Below are 16,114 nucleotides of genomic sequence, written 5' to 3' on the forward strand. Positions count from 1 at the left end.
GGCGTACCTCGCTGTGGGTGAATGTGTCGCTACAGGATACCCCAGCGCCCGTGCGCCGTTGTGACGCACGGATGCGGAATCAGTGGGTGGCCGGCAAGGGCTCGCTGGTCGCGGGGTTGTCGTTCACCGGCTGGAAGGGCTGCGGTTGCGGATCGGCCTGCGGTGCCGGCTGCGTGGTCGTGCCCTGCTGGGTCGGCGCATTCACCGGCGCATTCAGAGGCTGGGTGGCCGTGCCGGGCGCGGTGGTGACACCGGCGGGCTGTGATCCAGCAGGCTGCGATCCGGCGGGCGCGGGAGCGTTGTAGCGGGCGGCCTCGTCGCTGGCGCGGGCGTTGCGCGCATTGCGGGCGATGTTGCTGGCCTCCTCGAGACGATCACGGAAGCCGACCACGGCGTCGGAGGGACGCTGCGGCTCGCGGCCTTCGAAGATCATGCGCGGGGTGGTGTCGCGGCCGTAGACGGATTCGTTGGCGGCATCGTCGATCGACAGCACCGCGCCGTCGAGGGCGACGCCGGCGAACAGGCCGCGGGCGCGCGACCACGACCAGATCTCGGCCTTGAGCTGGCCGTCGGTGGCGGCGGCGGCATTGCGGCCGACCGGGCCGGCGGCGACGCCGGCATCGGCGCCGAGGGTGACCTTGCCGTTGACGATCGATTCCAGGCTGCGGTCGTTGCGGAACACCAGCACGATGTCGGCCGACTGCACGCCGGCCTGGAAGCCGATGCTGCCGCCGGTGAGCTTGATGAAGCTGGGGTTCGACCAGGTGCCGTCAGGCCGCTTGACCGACAGCAGGCCGTGGCCGCGGCGGCCGCCCAGCACCAGGCCGATCTTCAGTGCGTCCGGCACCACGACAATCGCGCGGCCCTCGTCGAGCAGCTTGTCCGGAATGCCGGATTCGGGAATCTGCTGGATCGTGGTGAGCACGCGCGTGGCGTCCTGCGCGCGCTTGTCCTCGTCGGCCCCGGCCCAGGCCGAGGTGACCACGCCCATCGACAGGGTCAGGGCGGTGGCGAGCAGGGCGAGTCGCAGCGAAAGCGGACGGTTCGTAAGAGGCATGACGGGCTCCGTAAGCGGGATAGGCGTGATGTGGCAGCGCCTGCGGGGATCAGGGAGACCCTAAGCGTGCCGGTGTGAATCGATTCTGAGTCTTGCATCCCGGGTTGTCTTGGGCCGAAAGGGCTTCGCCGGCGGGATCTGCCGGGTCGTTGCCTGATTTTCAGGACTCGGCCGGCGTCCCGAAGTTCCGTGACATCGCGATGCGCGCGCCGCCGGTCCTGTTGCGCGGTGGCGATGTGAAGGACGCAGGGCCGCAAGACTGCCATCCTATGCGCCTATGCCAGCAGCTCCTGCCCGCGAAACGCCCCACGACGGCACCGCCCTCCTTCTCGTCAATCTCGGGACCCCCGATGCGCCCACGGCATCGGCGGTGCGGCGCTATCTCGCCGAATTCCTCAGTGACCGGCGCGTGGTGCAGCTCACGCGCTGGCTGTGGGTGCCGCTGCTGTACGGGCTGATCCTGCCGCTGCGCAGCCCGCGCGTGGCGCACAAATATGCGCAGATCTGGATGGCCGAAGGCTCGCCGCTGGCCGTGTACACGCGACGCCTGGCCGAGGCGTTGCAGGCACGGCTGCCGTCGCTGCGGGTGACGCACGGCATGCGCTACGGCACGCCGAAACTGTCGGATGCCTTGCATGCGCTGACGCGGGAGGGCGTCACGCGCGTGCTGGTGCTGCCGCTGTATCCGCAGTATTCGACGACGACGACGCTCTCCGTCGCCGACGCGCTCACCACCTTCTCCAAGGCGCAAGGCGCGCTCGCGCCGCCGCTGCGCATGATCGAGCACTACGCCACCGATACCGGCGTGATCGCCGTCCTCGCCGCTTCGATCCGGACGCATTGGAATGCGCATGGTCGCGGCGAACGGCTGCTGTTCTCCTTCCACGGCATCCCGCAGCGCCTGGTCGATGGCGGCGATCCCTATGCCGGACAGTGCCGGGCCACGGCCGAGGCGGTGGTGCACGCGCTCGATCTCGCCCCGGATGCCTGGACGCTCACGTTCCAGTCGCGCTTCGGCCGCGATCGCTGGCTGCAACCGGCCACTGACGCCACGCTGCGCCAGCTGGCGGCGGACGGCGTGAAGCGCGTGGACGTGGTCTGTCCCGGATTCCCGGTGGATTGCCTGGAAACGCTGGAAGAGATCGCGATGCAGAATGCGGAAATCTTCCGCGCGGCCGGCGGCGAACGCCTCGCCTATATTCCCTGCCTCAACGATGTGCCGGAACATGCCGATGCCCTCGCGGCGCTGGCGCAACGCCATTTGGAAACATGGACATGAGCACCCGCCGCAGCCCTTCGCATGGCCCAGGCCGGGTCTGCTTGCTCCTGGCGCGGCGTCATCGCTCAGGCGTGTATCGACATACACTTCTTCGCTCTTCCTTGCGCCAGGAACAATCGGTTCCCGGCCTGGGCCATGCGAAGGGCTGTGGCAGGTGCTAATGCAAGAGTTTTCCCTCGACATCCCGCTAGGCCGCATCACCGGTCTGCGCACCGGCACGCCCGCGCCGGGCGCGGCGCGCGTGCTGGCGCTGCACGGCTGGCTCGACAATGCCGCCAGCTTCGTGCCGTTGTCGGCGCATCTGTCGGGCATCGAACTGGTCGCGCCGGACCTGCCCGGCCACGGCGGCAGCGTGCATCTGCCGCGTGGCGCGGATTATTCGTTCGCCGGTGCGATGCACAGTGTGCTCGACATCGCCGACGCGCTCGGCTGGGACCGTTTTGCCCTGCTCGGTCATTCGATGGGCGCCGGCATCGCCAGCCTGGTGGCGGCGGCCAGTCCGCAGCGCATCACGCGCTTCCTCGCCATCGAGGCGCTTGGCGCTCTGCCGGAAACGCCCGAGCGCACCGTCACGCGCCTGCGCGAGGCGGTGGCGGCCACGCGCGCGCTGGCGGGCAAGCGCCTGCGCACGTTCCCGAGCCTGGAGACGGCGGTGCGCGCGCGCATGCAGGCCGGCGCGCTCGGCGTGAGCGAGATGGCGGCGCGGCTGCTGGTCGAGCGCGGCGCGCGCGCCGTGCATGCCGAACAAGGGCCGGGCGGCTACGAATGGAGCAGCGATCCGCGCCTCACCCTGCCCACCATGGTGCGCATGACCGAAGAACAGGTGCGGAACCTGATCGCCGGCATCGAATGCCCGACGCGAGTGATCTACGCCGACCCGCCGCAGCCCTACCTGCCAGAGCCGCTGCGCAGCGAGCACGTCGCGCTGCTGCCGCGCGGGGAACGGGTGATCCTGCCCGGCACGCATCATCTGCACATGGAACAGCCGGCGGTGGTGGCGGCGGCGATCGGCGATTTCCTCACTCGCGTCGGCCCTGAGTTCGACAGCGGTCTGGATCAGGGGATCGACGCGCCGCAGTCCACGGCGTCCGGGCCGTAGCCGCCCGGCCTAGCGCCGACCGCTTTGTTTGAGCTCGCCCCAGTAGCGGCGGCTCGAGGCGCAACGTTTTCCGCATCCCAAGGCTCAGGGCTAACGCGGGGCCCGCAAACGGGATGTAAACGTTTCAGCGCCGAATCAATTAACGGGATGCGAAGCAATGCACGCTAGACTGCCGCGCATCCGTTGCGCACCCACCTGTTTACGCGGGCGCCGCCAACAGCCGCTGCGGTGTTATCAAATCCATTCCGGATCGACACTTGCGACAGCTGACGTGGCGGTTTTTGCTGCTTACCCTCATTTTTCTCAGCCTTAGCCGGCTCGCGCTGAGCCTATGGCTGTGGCCGCGCGTCAGCGATGCCGGTGGGCTCTGGCCGGTCGTGTCCGGTGGCTGGCGCATCGATCTGAGCCTGCTGGCGATGGTCTGCGTGCTGCCGACGCTGCTGTCGCCGTGGCTGGGACACCTGGCCTGGCCGACGCGATTCACGGCATGGTGGTACCGGCTGTGGTGGCTGTTGTTCGTGCTGCTGGAAATCTCCACGCCGCAATTCATCCGCGAGTACGACACGCGCCCGAACCGGCTCTACGTCGAGTACCTCGATAGCCCGCGCGAAATCTCGGCCATGCTCTGGCAGGGCTACAAGGGCGAGCTGCTGGTTGCGGTCATCGCACTGACGGTGCTGGGCTGGATCGGTCTGCGCCTGCTGCCGACGCAGCGGCTCGACGCCAGGCTGAAGCTGTGGGGACGTCCGCTGGTGACGGCGCTGGCTTTCGCGCTGTTGTTCCTGGCCATTCGCGGCACGCTCGCGCATCGGCCGCTCAACGCCGCGCAAGTGGCTTTCTGCAGCGACAGCATGATCAACACGCTGCCGCTGAATTCGCTCTACAACGTGGCGCACGCGATCCGCGGCATGAGCAGCGAGCGTTCGGCGGCGGAGGTATACGGCGGTCTGCCGGAGGCCGAGATGCAGCGCATCGTGCGCGAGACGGCCGGCTTCGAGGGCGCGATGCTCGATCCGAACCTTCCGAGCCTGCATCGCCAGCAGGCGACCGTGACGCCGGCCAGTCCGCTGCACGTGGTGATCATCGTGGAAGAAAGCCTGGGCGCGCAGTACGTCGGCAGCCTTGGCGGCGCCGACCTCACGCCGCAGCTGGATGCGCTCGGCGAGCAGGGCTGGCTGCTGGCGCGCGCCTACGCCACCGGCACGCGTTCGGCGCGCGGGCTGGAAGCGATCAACACGGGCTTCCTGCCGACGCCGGCCGAAGCGGTGCTGAAGCTGCCGCGCAGCCAGCGCGGCTTCTTCACGCTCGCCAGCCTGCTCGGTCGCTCCGGCTATCGCTCGCGCTTCATCTACGGCGGCGAGGCGCACTTCGACAACATGAAGGCGTTCTTTCTCGGCAACGGGTTCGACGAGGTGATCGATCGGCCGAAGTTCGCGGTGAAACCGGGCTTCGTCGGCTCCTGGGGCGCGTCCGACGAGGACATGTTCAACGAATTGCACCATCGCCTGATGCGCGATGGCGACACGCCCAACTTCACGCTCGCTTTCAGCGTTTCCAACCACACGCCATGGGAATATCCGGCCGGTCGCATCCGCGCCAGCGCGCCGGCGGCCAGTGTCGAGAACAGCGTGCGTTACGCGGACTGGTCGCTCGGCCGGTTCTTCGCGCGGGCGAAAAAATCGCCATACTGGAACCGCACGGTATTCCTGGTCGCCGCCGACCATGACTCGCGCGTGTTCGGCGCCAGTCTGGTGCCGGTGCGGCATTTCCATGTTCCGGCGCTGTTCCTCGGTGCCGGCGTGCCGGTGCGGCGCGACGAGCGCCTCGTCAGCCAGATCGATCTGGCGCCGACCTTGCTGTCGCTGATCGGCGTCAGCGGCATCCACCCGATGCTCGGCGCCGATCTGACCCAACGCGATCCCGGCCGTGCGATCATGCAGTACGGCGACAACTACGGTTACCTCAAGGGCGACCAGCTGTTGGTACTACAGCCGGAGCGCGCGCCGGCGCAGTTCCGCTATCACCCCGAAGGCGAAAAACTCAGTCCGGTCGCGGTCGATCCGATCCTGGCCAAGACCGCGCTGGCGCACGCGCTGTGGCCCAGCTGGGCCTATCGCAACGAACGCTACGCGTTGCCGACGCCGCCGTGACATGCGCGGGCGCCCATGGCGCCCGCGGAGAAGGACGGGCTTGAGGATCCGGTCGCTACGTCACGCCACCGACAGCAATTGCCGCAATCCGGCCTTGAGGCGGCGGCCCTCGGCGTGGAAATAGTCGCGCTGCTCGCGCCAGGCCGGGAAGCGATGCTCCACCTCGCGCCAGAACGCGCGCGAATGATCGGCATGGATCAGATGGCAGAGCTCATGCACCAGCACGTACTCGAACGCCGCCGGCCGCCCCAGCACCAGCGCCAGATCGAGCGCCAGCGTGCCGTTGGGCGCGAGCGATCCCCACTGCGAGGACATCGTCTTGAGCCGGATGCGGGAAGGCCCGCGCGGCAGCGACGGCAGATAGCGCGGCAGCCAGCGCCCCACGTCGGCGCGCGCCTCGGCTTCAAAGAAATCGCGCAGCGCGCGACGCAGCGCGACATCGGTGGCGCGCTCCGGGAATTGCAGTACCAGCCCGCCGTCCTCGTGCTGCACGCGCGCGAAGCGGCCTTCCTGCCAGCGCAGCGGCACCTGTTCGCCGCGTAGCGGCAGGAATGTCGATTCGCCGCGCACCAGGGGCAGGACGGCGTCGATGTGCACGGCCAGCTGCTTGGCGAGCCAGTCGCGATGTTCGCGCAGGAAGCGTTCACCGGAGATCAGGCTGGCGCGCACCGGCAACGTCAGCCGTGCGCCGCGCTCGTCGACCGACAAGCGCAGCCGCCGCGCGCGCGGATCGCGCACGCGCAGGACCTCGACGGTGCGGCCGTCATCGAGAGCGAAGGGGACGGTATCGCGTTCGAGGCTGCGAGGTGGGCGCGTCAGCAAGCGCGATAGAACGGACATGCCGATATCCTAACCTTCGCGTTGCGACGAAGGAATCTCATCTTTGTTTCGCATCCTTGTTGCACGTTTCCGGAGCGGCCGAATTTTGCTGTCGGATTTGTGACGAAAGAACGAACGTCGCCGTTCCCGCTTGCGCGGGGATGACGGCTTACTGTTCAGCTTTTGACAACTTCAACGCCGGCTCCAGCACTTCGAACAGCCGCTTCAGCTCGCCGGCCATCAGCACGAAACGCGCATCCAGTTCGGCCCGCACGTCCTCGCGTTCACCGCCTTCGAGCTGATCGACGGCGCCATCGAGGAACTTCAGCTTGCGGATCACCAGGTCCTCGCCGAGGACGAAGGACACGTGATCATCGAGCGTGAGCGCCAGCCGCGTCACCTGCTTGCCGGCTTCCAGGTGCTTGGCGATCTCGTCGCTCTGCAGCTCCTGGTGCTGGCACTTCACCACCGCGCCGTGCTCGGCCGGGTCCTTCAATTCGCATTCTTCACCGAGCAACAGGCCGTGCGGCAGCGGCTCGCCGGCGATCCAGCCGGTGAGCACCGAGCGCGGCGCGATCTCCGCATTCAGCGGCAGCGCCGGGAAGCTGCCGAGCGCGTGGCGGATGTCGGAGACCACCGCTTCGGCGTTCTTGCGCGAGGATGTGTCGACGATGCACAGCCCGTGTTCGAGATCGAGCATGGCGTCGGTGCGCGAGGGTCGCACGAAGGCGCGCGGCAGCAGTTCGTGCACCAGGTCTTCCTTCAGGCGCTTACGCGCGCGGCCGCCGAGCTTACGGCCTTCCTTTTCCTCGATCTGCGCCAATTTCTTCGACAGCAGGTCGTTGACAACGGCCGACGGCAGCAGCTTGTCCTCGCTGCCGACGCTGAGCCAGATGGCGTTGTCGACGCGATGCGAGAGGGCCTCCGCGTCGCGGCCGAAGGGCGAGATGAAACCGCGCGAAGTCAGCTCCAGCGCGCCGACCGGCTTGAGCGGGACTGCGGCGAGGTGGGTGTCAAGTTCGGAGAGATCGAGCGAGGTGGGGAAGCGGAACAGCGTGAGGTTACGGAAGAACATCAAGAATCCTGATCAGAAGACCCGGCCCACCATCGGTCGGTCGGTTCGAGTTCGATATCGGAAGGGCCATGACGCTTCCAGCGCCACGCCTCTTCCAAGGTAAGTTTGCGGATGCCGCAGTGCTGCAGATCGCAACTGCGTGGATAGGAGCCGTCGACTAGCGAGATACCCCAGATGTCAAAGCTGTTCGGTTCCGCGCCGAGGCACAGGCAGGGATGATACGCGCAGTCTTCATAAACATCGCCGGGTTGGATGTCGCCGGGCTTCAGGCCTTCAATCGGCATCCGCGACGTGCCCCTGCGCAACCTCCGCATCGCCGTGCGGCTCACCCGCCAACCAATCATGCGCATCCGGCAACGGCGCATCGCCGCGCCGTCCCAGCGCGAGGAAATCGAACAGCCTCGGATCGCTCAGCTGCGAGGGCCGGATGTCGCCCAGCGCGCGCGCGATCTGCTCGATGCGTCCGGGCGATTCGTGTTCCCAGGCATCCATCATCTTCTTCACCTGCTTGCGCTGCAGGTTCTCCTGCGAGCCGCACAGGTTGCAGGGAATGATCGGGAAGGCCTTGGCCTGCGCGTAGGCGGTGATGTCGTCCTCGCGCACGTAGGCGAGCGGGCGGATCACCACGTGCTTGCCGTCGTCGGACAGCAGCTTCGGCGGCATGCCGCTGATCTTCGAATGGAAGAACAGGTTGAGGAAGAACGTGGCGACCAGATCGTCGCGATGGTGGCCGAGTGCGATCTTGGTGTAGCCCTGTTCCTCGGCGAAGGTATACAGCGCGCCGCGCCGCAGGCGCGAGCACAGCGAGCACATGGTCTTGCCTTCCGGCACCACGCGGGTGACGACGGAATAGGTGTCCTGTTCGAGGATCTTGTAGTCGACGCCGATCGATTCGAGATACTGCGGCAGCACGTGCTCGGGGAAGTCGGGCTGCTTCTGGTCGAGGTTCACGGCGGTCAGGGTGAACCGCACCGGTGCTTTCTTCTGCAGCTGGAGCAGGATGTCCAGCATCGTGTAGCTGTCCTTGCCGCCGGACAGGCACACCATCACCTTGTCGCCGTCCTCGATCATGCCGAAGTCGGCGATGGCGCGACCGACCTGGTGGCGCAGGCGCTTGCCGAGCTTGTTCAGCTCGCGGGCGTCGCGCTGCGCGCCCGGGGGGCGGCGGACGATCGGATCGGGCAGGGGCAGGATGACGCTCATGAACTCCCTATTCTACTAGCCGGCGTCTCGGTGACGGAGATCGGGGTCCGCGTGTAAGCTCAATGCTTCCGTGCCCGGACCTCCGCTCCAGACCATGGTCTTCGCCAACGACGCCGACATCAGCCGCCAGCTGATCGAGCTGAAGCTCGAGCACCGGGACCTCGACGTGGCCATCGTGCGCCTGCAGGCCGACATCGAGGCCGACGAGCTGGCTGTCAAACGCATGAAGAAGCGCAAGTTGCAGCTGAAGGACATGATCGCGCGGCTGGAGAGCGCGCTGATTCCCGACGAGCCGGCCTGAGACGGACTTGGCCAAAGCCGCGCAGGCGTTCGCCTTTCCGCCGCTGCGCGGCTGATCTTCCCGGGAACGGATGGTATGGTGCGGCCGGTCCCCCGGCCGACGCCCTACGTGAGCGAATTCCATCTCCGTCAAGCAATCCGCAATCCGTGGTGGCTGGCCGCCGGCGTGCTGGCACTGCTCGCCATCGCGACGACGGCACAACTGGGCGGGTTCGAGAAGGCCGAATCGAAGGCCAGGCTGCCGCGCCTGGCCGCCGGGCAGCGCTATGACAACGGCGCGCTGGCGGTGACGCCGCTGCGCGCCTGGGTTTCCGATCGGGAGCCTGGCAAGGATCTCTACGACTGGAAGCAGGTGGACTATCTGGTGCTGCAGGTCACGCTGGAGAATCTCATCGAGCGCAGCACGTCGGGCTTCGGTTATCCGATGAGCGACGTGGTCCTGCTGACCCCCGACGGTACGCCAGTGAAGGCCAAGTCGGCGGCCTATGCGCGGGACCACCTGCTATTGACGGATCTCGGGCCGCGCCTGCCGACGCAGGTCGATCTCATCTGGGAACTGCCCAAGGGCACGCCGATCGACGGCGGCAAGCGAAATTGGGGCGTGTTCCGGCGCGCGTTCCAGGAAAAGGCGCATCTGAATGACGAAAGCGCCTGGGTGCAGGGACCGCCCGGCGCGCGTTTCGAGCTGCCGGTGGAAGAGCGGCGTCCGCGCACGGGAGCCGGGCCTTGAACGCCGCTGCTTCGGGCGCCACCTCGTCGCGACGCTGGCGCTGGCATCACTTCGTCTGGGTACTGCTGGCACTGGCGGCCATCGTGCTGTTGCGCAAGGGCGAATCGCGCTACGAGGATCGCGATGCGCCGATCCTGCAGCGCTACACCGCAAACGAGGAAGCGCGGGGCCGCAATTTCACGGTGCGCATCAAGCGCATCAAGGTGGCGCACGCCTATCTGCTGAAGGGCGACTACGGCAAGCCGGATTACGAACTGCACACGCCGGGTGTCTGGCTCTCGGTGCTGGCCGAGGTCGAGGCCACGCAAGAGCCGGGCGCGGTGCAGGCGCGCATCCTCACGCGCGATGGTCTGGCCTACGACAGCGCTTCTTCCGACCGGCCGCGTTTGAAGGGCCTCAATCTCGAAGGGCGCGAGCTGGCCGCGGGGTTGCCCGAACGCGGCGCCTATTTCTTCGAGCTGCCGCCCGATCGCCTGGAGGGCGCGCATCTGCAGGTGTACTGGAGTTATCTGGTGCCCAACGGCGGCGACAGCCTCGTCGATATCGATCTGGGCATCGACGCCGCGCGCGCGAAGGCGTTGCTGGCCGAAGCCAAGCCTGTCCTGGATCTGCGCCCATGAACGCCGCCATCGACACCACGACGACGGCGCGCCGCGGCTGGTGGCGCCGCAATCTCGGATGGCTGCTCGGCGCAGTGCTGCTGGGCGCGTTCGCGATGATCGCCCCGTATCGCGATGCGCTGCGCGAATACGCCAAGCGCGAACCGCTGTTCCCGACCGACGTGCCGGCCGGACAGTGGGCGGACTACGCCGGCGCGCGCTGGCGTCTGCTCGGCGTGGATGCATTGCCGCCGGAAGAAGGGCCGTTGTCGCGCGAACGACCGGATGCGGCGCTGCTGGTGGCGCGCTTCGAGGTGATCGCCGCGCCCGGCACCGTCGCCAAGACGCTCAATCGTTGCCAGGGCCGGCTCTCGGATGCACAAGGCCGTCTGTGGCAAGCCAATCAGGCGTCGGTTTCGCGCAAGCGCTACCCGCAGTCGCGCGATTGCGGAAGCGACGATCGCGGCGACAAATCGTGGGCGGCGCCGGGCAAGCCGTTCCGGTTCGTGCACATCTATCAGGTGCCGCGCGCGCAGGCGGCGCGGTTGCGCGAGTTGCATCCCGAGATCGTGATGTCCGCGACCGACGAAAAGAATCCGAAGGCGCCGGAGCCCGGCCGCTATCTGCGGTTCGCGTTCTAGCGCGAGTGGCCGCTCTTCGCGGCTCGCGGCAGACCCGCGATGGCGCGATCGAACGTCGCCGCCAGCAGCACCACGCGCAGCAGATCGGTGAACAGTGCCGGCCGCAGTGTGACGGGTGGCTTGACCAACGCCGACAGCGGCTGGCCGATCACCTGCTGCCACCCAGGATCGCGCGGACCAAGCGCGAGATCCAGCAGCCGCCATCCCCACGCATCGATGAAGGCGAGCAGCTGCCAACCCACGCACAACGTCAGCAGCGCGGGCAGACCCGCACGTAGTACGAGTCGCAGGCTGTTGAGCACCGGCACGCCCTTGCTGGTCCAGCCGGCGCTGGCCTTGTCGGTGAGCTTGCGCACGGTCCAGTGCGCGGTGCGGTAGCGCCTGCGCACCACGCGCAGGCGCGCGTCGGCGGCATCGATGCGCTGCGTGCGGCGCAGGTCGAGCCCGTACACGATCGCGGTGATCGCCAGCCAGATCAGCGGCAGCACCAGGCCGCCGGCCGCGGTGGTGATCACGTCCCAGAGCGGTTCCACGACGCGCTTGACCGGCGGCAGCCACTCCGGCATCACGAACGGGTTCTGCCACCAGTCGGTGGCCGCCACGTACACCGCGCGTTCGTGCCACCAGTCCTTGGCGCGTGCGACGCCGCGCGCGATCACGGCCACGCCGACGTAGATCCAGTACGCCTCGCACACCGTCACCAGCATCGGCCAGATGAGACGATGGCTGCGCGCGGCCAGACGCTTGCTGACGTGGCGCAGTCCGAACGAAACCAGCAAGGCGATCCACCAGCCCTTGATCTGCAGGATGTTGTGGATCAGCTCCTGCTGTTCGTACCAGATGCTGAATTTGTAGCGCAGTTCGAAAGCGCGATTGATGTTCTCCAGCAGCCCCCACGCGGCGTAGTAGGCGAAGAATGGCAGCAGCGCCACCGCCAGCGACTGCGTCCACGGCCCCGATCCCCGCACCACCGGCACGCTCTCGTCGGTCAGCATCGGCAGCGACGGCCGCAGCGTCAGGAACATCGCGATGCTGCCCACCAGTTGCGTGAGGATCAGCAGTGCCATCGCCGCCCAGGCCAGCAGGACCGAATGCTCGGCGAGCTTGATCGCCGCATCCAGCAACAGGTCGTAGGCCACGCGCTGCGCGAAGAACCAGAACGCCAGCGCCGGCCAGTGCCGCCACAGCAGGCGTCCGGCCAGGCGCGGGATGTCCCACCAGGCCGAGCCCGGCGAGGCGTGCATCGCGGCGAGCGGTGGATTCGTGGCCGCGGGCATGGCGGCGCTCATGCGGAGTGCCTCATCACGTCAGCCATCCTGCCGATACGTGCTGTCGCCGTGCGGCGCCGCCTTGAATTCCGGCAAGGCTTCCGCCTGTTCCGAGAAGGCTTGCAAGGCGGGGTGATCGGTCGCGGATACGAGGCCCGGATGCATCGCTTGCGTGAAATGCCAGGCCACGGCCGTGGTGATGCCCGCCTGATCGATGGCTTCGCGCGTTACGGCGAGCGGATGGCGTTGCAGTTCCGACTCCAGCACATCGAAGGCGGTCAGGAGCTGCCCGGTGACGCGATCCAGCCAGGGGGCATGCCGCTTTTCTTCCGGCCGCAGGGCCTGCTCGTAATACCGCTGCACGCTTTTCTCGCATGCGGTCATCGCCAGGCCGATGAAGCGCAACGCTTGCGGCCGCTGCGCGATGTCCTGCGGCATGAGGCTCTTGCGGGGAGCGGCGAGGGCCTCGGCGTATTCGAGGATCAGCGGCGAATCCATCAGCACGGTGCCGTCGTCGCAGATCAGCGTCGGCGCCTTGACCAGCGGATTGATCTCCCGGAACTGCTCGTAGGTGCGGAATACCGACAGTGACTGGTGCTCGAAGCGCAGGCCGAGCAGTTGCAGGGAAATCGCCACGCGGCGCACGTAAGGCGAGTCGAGCATTCCGATCAATCGCATGGTCATTTCACTTCTGCGGGAGCGAGGGCCTCCGGAACCACACACACTACCATCCGCATTCGTACCATGTCGGTGAACGAGGATTCAAAAAGGTGGTCTCAGCCAGTACAGGCAATGCTTGCAGAACTCGGCATCGAGCGAAGACTCGCGGCCGAACAATGAAACGGGATTGCGTGCGCAATGCGGGCAGACAAGTGCGTGCTTTTCCAACATACGTACTAGGATCAGGGCCGCGAAGAGAAAGAAAAATAGAAAAATGAGATAAGCGATTTTGAATATCAGGATGAAACTCACCAACATGCCGATCATCAGCGCGGGTTGCAGATATCTATGCTTGACTTTGTGAGCTAGGACAGCCTGCTCCCAGGCCGCGATCACTGCAGGATCGCGAGTTGCCCTGACCGGTTTTGAATCGAGTCGGCTCACGACGCCATCAGATCAGGTTCCGGCTCCGGCTTCGCCGCCTCCGGACTCACTTTCTCGATGGTGTGGCGCAACTCGCGGCCGAGGATCACCTTGGCGTCCTTCGCCCAGGTATCCAGGCGTTGGTCGAACACCAGTTTGCTGTTCTCGTCCAGCCACACCAGCTTCAATTCACGCAGTTTCTGGATGAAGCTGCGGAACAGGCCCTTGTCGAAGAATTCCGGTGCCGCCGGCGCGTACAGCAGCGACAGGCGTTGCGCGGCGAGTTGGCACAGGCTTTCCAGCTCGCCCGCGCCGAGTGCGCCGGGGCCGTTCTTGGCCAGCACGGAAATGGCGATGTAGTAGCGCTCGAACGCCTGCTGCAGCGGATGGCCGATGGCGCGCAGGCGGAACACTTCGTCGGATTGTCCGGCGTTGCGCGCGAGGATGCCGCCGTCGTCATCGCCGACTTGTTCCAGCAGCCCTTCGCGCACGAACACGTCGATGGTGCGGCCGATACGATCGGCGAAGCCGTCCTCGTCCCAGGGCAGGAACAGTTCGGACTGCAGGAACGGATACACGCTGCGGCCGATGCGCTGCAGGCTGTTGCGCGCCATGCGGCGATTGTGCTGGAAGCAGCAGGCGATCCAGCTGGCGGCGGTGAACAGGTGGATGACGTTGTTGCGGAAGTACGACAGCAGGACCGACGTGTCCTCGTCGACCGTGAGCACGTCGCCGAGCGGATGGCTGACGCGTTCCAGCACCTTGATCTCCTCGCCGTGGGCGATGATGTCCTCGGGTGCGTGCGGCGTCACGGTGACGAAGTCGCTGTACGGCACGTCCTGCAGCAGCGTCTTCGACAGCGCGATCTGTTCGCGCAGATCGGCCTCGCCCATCGCGTGCTTGGGCGTGGAGAGCAAGGCGAGGGCCAGCAGGTTGATCGGATTGACGTCGGCGGCGCGGTTGACGTTGATGTTGATGCGCTGCGCCAGTGCGTCGATGGTGTTCGACAGCCACTGCGGCTTTTCGTCTTCCGACAGCGGCTGTCCGTCCCACTCCGGCGCGTGCTGGGTGAGCATGTCGGCGAGCGGGATGCGTTCGCCGAAATTCACCACCACCTGGCCGTAGTTCTGCCGCAGCACCTGCGGGATGCCCCACAGCAGCGCCCAGATCGATTCCTTCTCCTTCGGCTTGCCGCTCAGCTCTTCGAGATAGCTGCCGCCCTCCATCAGCTTTTCGTAGCCGATGTAGACCGGCTGAAATAGCACTGGCCGGATCGGTTGGCGCAGGTAGCCGCGCACCGTCATCGCGATCATGCCGCCCTTGGGTTGCAGCAGGCGGCCGGTGCGCGAGCGCCCGCCTTCGATGAAGTATTCGATCGAATAGCCGCCGGCCACCAGTTGCGCGACGTATTCGCTGAAGATCGCCGAATACAGCGGGCTGCCCTTGATGCTGCGACGCAGGAAGAACGCGCCGCCCTTGCGAAGGATCGTGCCGATCACCGGCAGGTTGAGGTTGATGCCGGCGGCGATGTGCGGCGGCACCACGCCCTTGGTGTAGAGCAGGTACGACAGCAGCAGGTAGTCCATGTGGCTGCGGTGGCTCGGCACGTACACCACTTCATGGCCGGGCGCGGCCGCCTTCAGCGCATCGAGGTGATGCACCAGCACGCCGCGGTAGATCGTGTTCCACACCGGCGTGAGGATGAAGCTCAGCGAACGAACCACCGGGTGCGAGTAATCGGCGGCGATCTCGTAGGCCATCGCGTAGGCCTTCTTCCACGCTTCCTCGATGCTGCTGTTGTCGCGCTTGGCCTGGGCGGCGATCGCGTCCTTCACCGGATCGGAGGAGAGCACCTTGTCGATCAGCAGGCGCCGCGTCGACAGGTCGGGGCCGATCACCGCTTCGCGGATGCGGTTGAAGTGCGTCCTCAGGATGCGCGAGAGCTTGCGCACCGTGCGTTCGGGCGGCAGCGCCTCGGCGAGGATGCCACGCACGTCGACGGGCGCGGCGAACTGTACCAGCGTGTTGCGGCCGTTGAGCAGGATCGCCAGCAGGCGGCGGAAGCGGCCGACCAGGGTCCAGTTTTCCGAGAACAGCACCGAGAACCAGCCGCTGCTGCGGTCCGGCGCCTGGCCGACGAAGATCGACACCGGCACCAGCTGCACATCCAGCGCCGGATCGGCACGGTGGGCTTCCAGCAGACGCGCCAGGGATTCGGAGTGGGTTTTGGCCTTGGTCGGCAGCGGCTCGCCGGTCACGGCCAGGTAGCTGAGCATGCTGCCGGCGCTGCGCCGCGACAGCGCGAGGTAGGCGCGCTTGCGGCCGAGCGGATCGCCCGGCAGCGGGCTCAGCGGCGAGGGCATGCCGGCCTCGCGGCAGGCGCGGTCGAGGAGCAGCGCGTTGGACAGGCCGTAGTCCTCGAGGACGTAGCAGACCGGGCGTTCGCCGATGAGATCACGCGGGGCCTGCGGTTCGATCTTCAGTTCGATCCAGGGGCTGAGGAATCTGCCGAGCAGCCGGATCCACCAGGGCCGGCGCACGCGGACGTCGGGCCGCTCGGGCGGCGCGGGGGGCGGCTGGGCGGAGTCGCCCTCGCCCTCGCCGTCGCCGTCGGCTTGCGGGGGCTCGGAGGCGGCCGGGTCGTCGTGCGTCTCACCAGCTTGTGGGACGGAGGCGTCGGCGCGGGGCGTCTCGGCCTGCGCCGGCTCGGTGGTGCCGGACGGCGGGGTCGGATCGGGATCGAACAGGTTGGGCTGGGTTGGCATTGGCGGCATTATGCCGAAGCCGGGGGTGGGCTCTCCCGTGCCGAAG

16 protein-coding genes are annotated in these 16,114 nt (G+C 67.1%); 7 read left to right on the forward strand and 9 right to left on the reverse strand.

What is annotated here, in order from left to right:
• Positions 1-79: 79 nt before the first annotated feature.
• Positions 80-1,057 (reverse strand): lipid-binding SYLF domain-containing protein, encoded by a 978-nt coding sequence (locus AC1RNP_RS02665; RefSeq protein ID WP_493049683.1) that lies wholly within the window; start codon positions 1,055-1,057, stop codon positions 80-82.
• A 277-nt stretch (positions 1,058-1,334) separates the two neighbouring features.
• Here AC1RNP_RS02665 and hemH point away from each other — a divergent pair, with 277 nt between their 5' ends.
• The 3 genes from hemH (at position 1,335) to AC1RNP_RS02680 (ending at position 5,585) form a co-directional block, all read left to right on the forward strand.
• Positions 1,335-2,336: a ferrochelatase gene (gene hemH, locus AC1RNP_RS02670; protein ID WP_493049685.1), complete on the forward strand. Its 1,002-nt coding sequence runs from the start codon at positions 1,335-1,337 to the stop codon at positions 2,334-2,336.
• Positions 2,337-2,496: 160 nt separating this feature from the next.
• Complete coding sequence (locus AC1RNP_RS02675) at positions 2,497-3,435, forward strand: alpha/beta fold hydrolase (protein ID WP_493049687.1); 939 nt, start codon at positions 2,497-2,499, stop codon at positions 3,433-3,435.
• A 257-nt stretch (positions 3,436-3,692) separates the two neighbouring features.
• Positions 3,693-5,585, forward strand: coding sequence for an LTA synthase family protein (locus tag AC1RNP_RS02680; RefSeq protein ID WP_493049688.1), 1,893 nt, complete (start codon positions 3,693-3,695; stop codon positions 5,583-5,585).
• A gap of 60 nt (positions 5,586-5,645) precedes the next feature.
• Here AC1RNP_RS02680 and AC1RNP_RS02685 read toward each other — a convergent pair whose 3' ends face one another.
• From AC1RNP_RS02685 to ttcA, 4 genes are all read right to left on the reverse strand, one after another.
• The gene (locus tag AC1RNP_RS02685) at positions 5,646-6,425 is read right to left on the reverse strand and encodes a M48 family metallopeptidase (RefSeq protein WP_493049689.1); all 780 of its coding nucleotides are present in this window, start codon (positions 6,423-6,425) and stop codon (positions 5,646-5,648) included.
• A gap of 148 nt (positions 6,426-6,573) precedes the next feature.
• Positions 6,574-7,479 (reverse strand): recombination-associated protein RdgC, encoded by a 906-nt coding sequence (locus AC1RNP_RS02690; protein WP_493049691.1) that lies wholly within the window; start codon positions 7,477-7,479, stop codon positions 6,574-6,576.
• Entirely contained in the window at positions 7,479-7,763 is a 285-nt protein-coding gene (locus AC1RNP_RS02695; RefSeq protein WP_493049693.1) for a hypothetical protein, read from the reverse strand. Before AC1RNP_RS02695 ends, AC1RNP_RS02690 begins: the two co-directional genes overlap by 1 nt.
• Positions 7,753-8,682, reverse strand: a complete 930-nt coding sequence (ttcA, locus tag AC1RNP_RS02700; RefSeq protein WP_493049695.1) for a tRNA 2-thiocytidine(32) synthetase TtcA — start codon at positions 8,680-8,682, stop codon at positions 7,753-7,755. Before ttcA ends, AC1RNP_RS02695 begins: the two co-directional genes overlap by 11 nt.
• A 70-nt stretch (positions 8,683-8,752) precedes the next feature.
• Here ttcA and AC1RNP_RS02705 point away from each other — a divergent pair, with 70 nt between their 5' ends.
• The 4 genes from AC1RNP_RS02705 to AC1RNP_RS02720 all read left to right on the forward strand — a co-directional run bounded on the left by AC1RNP_RS02705 (position 8,753) and on the right by AC1RNP_RS02720 (position 10,952).
• Positions 8,753-8,983 (forward strand): YdcH family protein, encoded by a 231-nt coding sequence (locus tag AC1RNP_RS02705; RefSeq protein WP_493049696.1) that lies wholly within the window; start codon positions 8,753-8,755, stop codon positions 8,981-8,983.
• Between the two features lie 75 nt (positions 8,984-9,058).
• Positions 9,059-9,712 (forward strand): hypothetical protein, encoded by a 654-nt coding sequence (locus tag AC1RNP_RS02710; RefSeq protein ID WP_493049697.1) that lies wholly within the window; start codon positions 9,059-9,061, stop codon positions 9,710-9,712.
• Entirely contained in the window at positions 9,709-10,332 is a 624-nt protein-coding gene (locus AC1RNP_RS02715; RefSeq protein ID WP_493049699.1) for a hypothetical protein, read from the forward strand. The genes AC1RNP_RS02710 and AC1RNP_RS02715 overlap by 4 nt, the downstream gene beginning before the upstream one ends.
• The gene (locus AC1RNP_RS02720; protein WP_493049700.1) at positions 10,329-10,952 is read left to right on the forward strand and encodes a hypothetical protein; all 624 of its coding nucleotides are present in this window, start codon (positions 10,329-10,331) and stop codon (positions 10,950-10,952) included. The genes AC1RNP_RS02715 and AC1RNP_RS02720 overlap by 4 nt, the downstream gene beginning before the upstream one ends.
• On the opposite strand, the gene AC1RNP_RS02725 is transcribed toward AC1RNP_RS02720, so the two are convergent.
• From AC1RNP_RS02725 to plsB, 4 genes are all read right to left on the reverse strand, one after another.
• Entirely contained in the window at positions 10,949-12,241 is a 1,293-nt protein-coding gene (locus tag AC1RNP_RS02725) for a hypothetical protein (RefSeq protein WP_493049701.1), read from the reverse strand. The genes AC1RNP_RS02720 and AC1RNP_RS02725 overlap by 4 nt on opposite strands.
• Positions 12,242-12,259: 18 nt before the next feature.
• Complete coding sequence (locus AC1RNP_RS02730) at positions 12,260-12,898, reverse strand: glutathione S-transferase family protein (protein WP_493049703.1); 639 nt, start codon at positions 12,896-12,898, stop codon at positions 12,260-12,262.
• Positions 12,899-12,982: 84 nt separating this feature from the next.
• Positions 12,983-13,324: a hypothetical protein gene (locus AC1RNP_RS02735; RefSeq protein ID WP_493049704.1), complete on the reverse strand. Its 342-nt coding sequence runs from the start codon at positions 13,322-13,324 to the stop codon at positions 12,983-12,985.
• Positions 13,321-16,077 carry a glycerol-3-phosphate 1-O-acyltransferase PlsB gene (gene plsB / locus AC1RNP_RS02740; RefSeq protein ID WP_493049706.1) on the reverse strand — a complete coding sequence of 919 codons (2,757 nt, stop codon included), beginning with the start codon at positions 16,075-16,077 and terminating at the stop codon, positions 13,321-13,323. Before plsB ends, AC1RNP_RS02735 begins: the two co-directional genes overlap by 4 nt.
• Positions 16,078-16,114 lie beyond the last annotated feature (37 nt).

Source organism: Luteimonas sp. GW821-FHT14E02 (assembly GCF_058803905.1).

What these genes read in the sequence shown, in the direction of transcription:
- AC1RNP_RS02690 (WP_493049691.1), bottom strand. Translation starts at nt 7,479, where the DNA reads ATGTTCTTCCGTAACCTCACGCTGTTCCGCTTCCCCACCTCGCTCGAT.
- AC1RNP_RS02730 (WP_493049703.1), bottom strand. Translation starts at nt 12,898, where the DNA reads ATGCGATTGATCGGAATGCTCGACTCGCCTTACGTGCGCCGCGTGGCG.
- ttcA (WP_493049695.1), bottom strand. Translation starts at nt 8,682, where the DNA reads ATGAGCGTCATCCTGCCCCTGCCCGATCCGATCGTCCGCCGCCCCCCG.
- plsB (WP_493049706.1), bottom strand. Translation starts at nt 16,077, where the DNA reads ATGCCGCCAATGCCAACCCAGCCCAACCTGTTCGATCCCGATCCGACC.
- AC1RNP_RS02725 (WP_493049701.1), bottom strand. Translation starts at nt 12,241, where the DNA reads ATGAGCGCCGCCATGCCCGCGGCCACGAATCCACCGCTCGCCGCGATG.
- AC1RNP_RS02675 (WP_493049687.1), top strand. Translation starts at nt 2,497, where the DNA reads ATGCAAGAGTTTTCCCTCGACATCCCGCTAGGCCGCATCACCGGTCTG.
- AC1RNP_RS02720 (WP_493049700.1), top strand. Translation starts at nt 10,329, where the DNA reads ATGAACGCCGCCATCGACACCACGACGACGGCGCGCCGCGGCTGGTGG.
- AC1RNP_RS02710 (WP_493049697.1), top strand. Translation starts at nt 9,059, where the DNA reads ATGGTGCGGCCGGTCCCCCGGCCGACGCCCTACGTGAGCGAATTCCAT.
- hemH (WP_493049685.1), top strand. Translation starts at nt 1,335, where the DNA reads ATGCCAGCAGCTCCTGCCCGCGAAACGCCCCACGACGGCACCGCCCTC.
- AC1RNP_RS02685 (WP_493049689.1), bottom strand. Translation starts at nt 6,425, where the DNA reads ATGTCCGTTCTATCGCGCTTGCTGACGCGCCCACCTCGCAGCCTCGAA.
- AC1RNP_RS02665 (WP_493049683.1), bottom strand. Translation starts at nt 1,057, where the DNA reads ATGCCTCTTACGAACCGTCCGCTTTCGCTGCGACTCGCCCTGCTCGCC.
- AC1RNP_RS02695 (WP_493049693.1), bottom strand. Translation starts at nt 7,763, where the DNA reads ATGCCGATTGAAGGCCTGAAGCCCGGCGACATCCAACCCGGCGATGTT.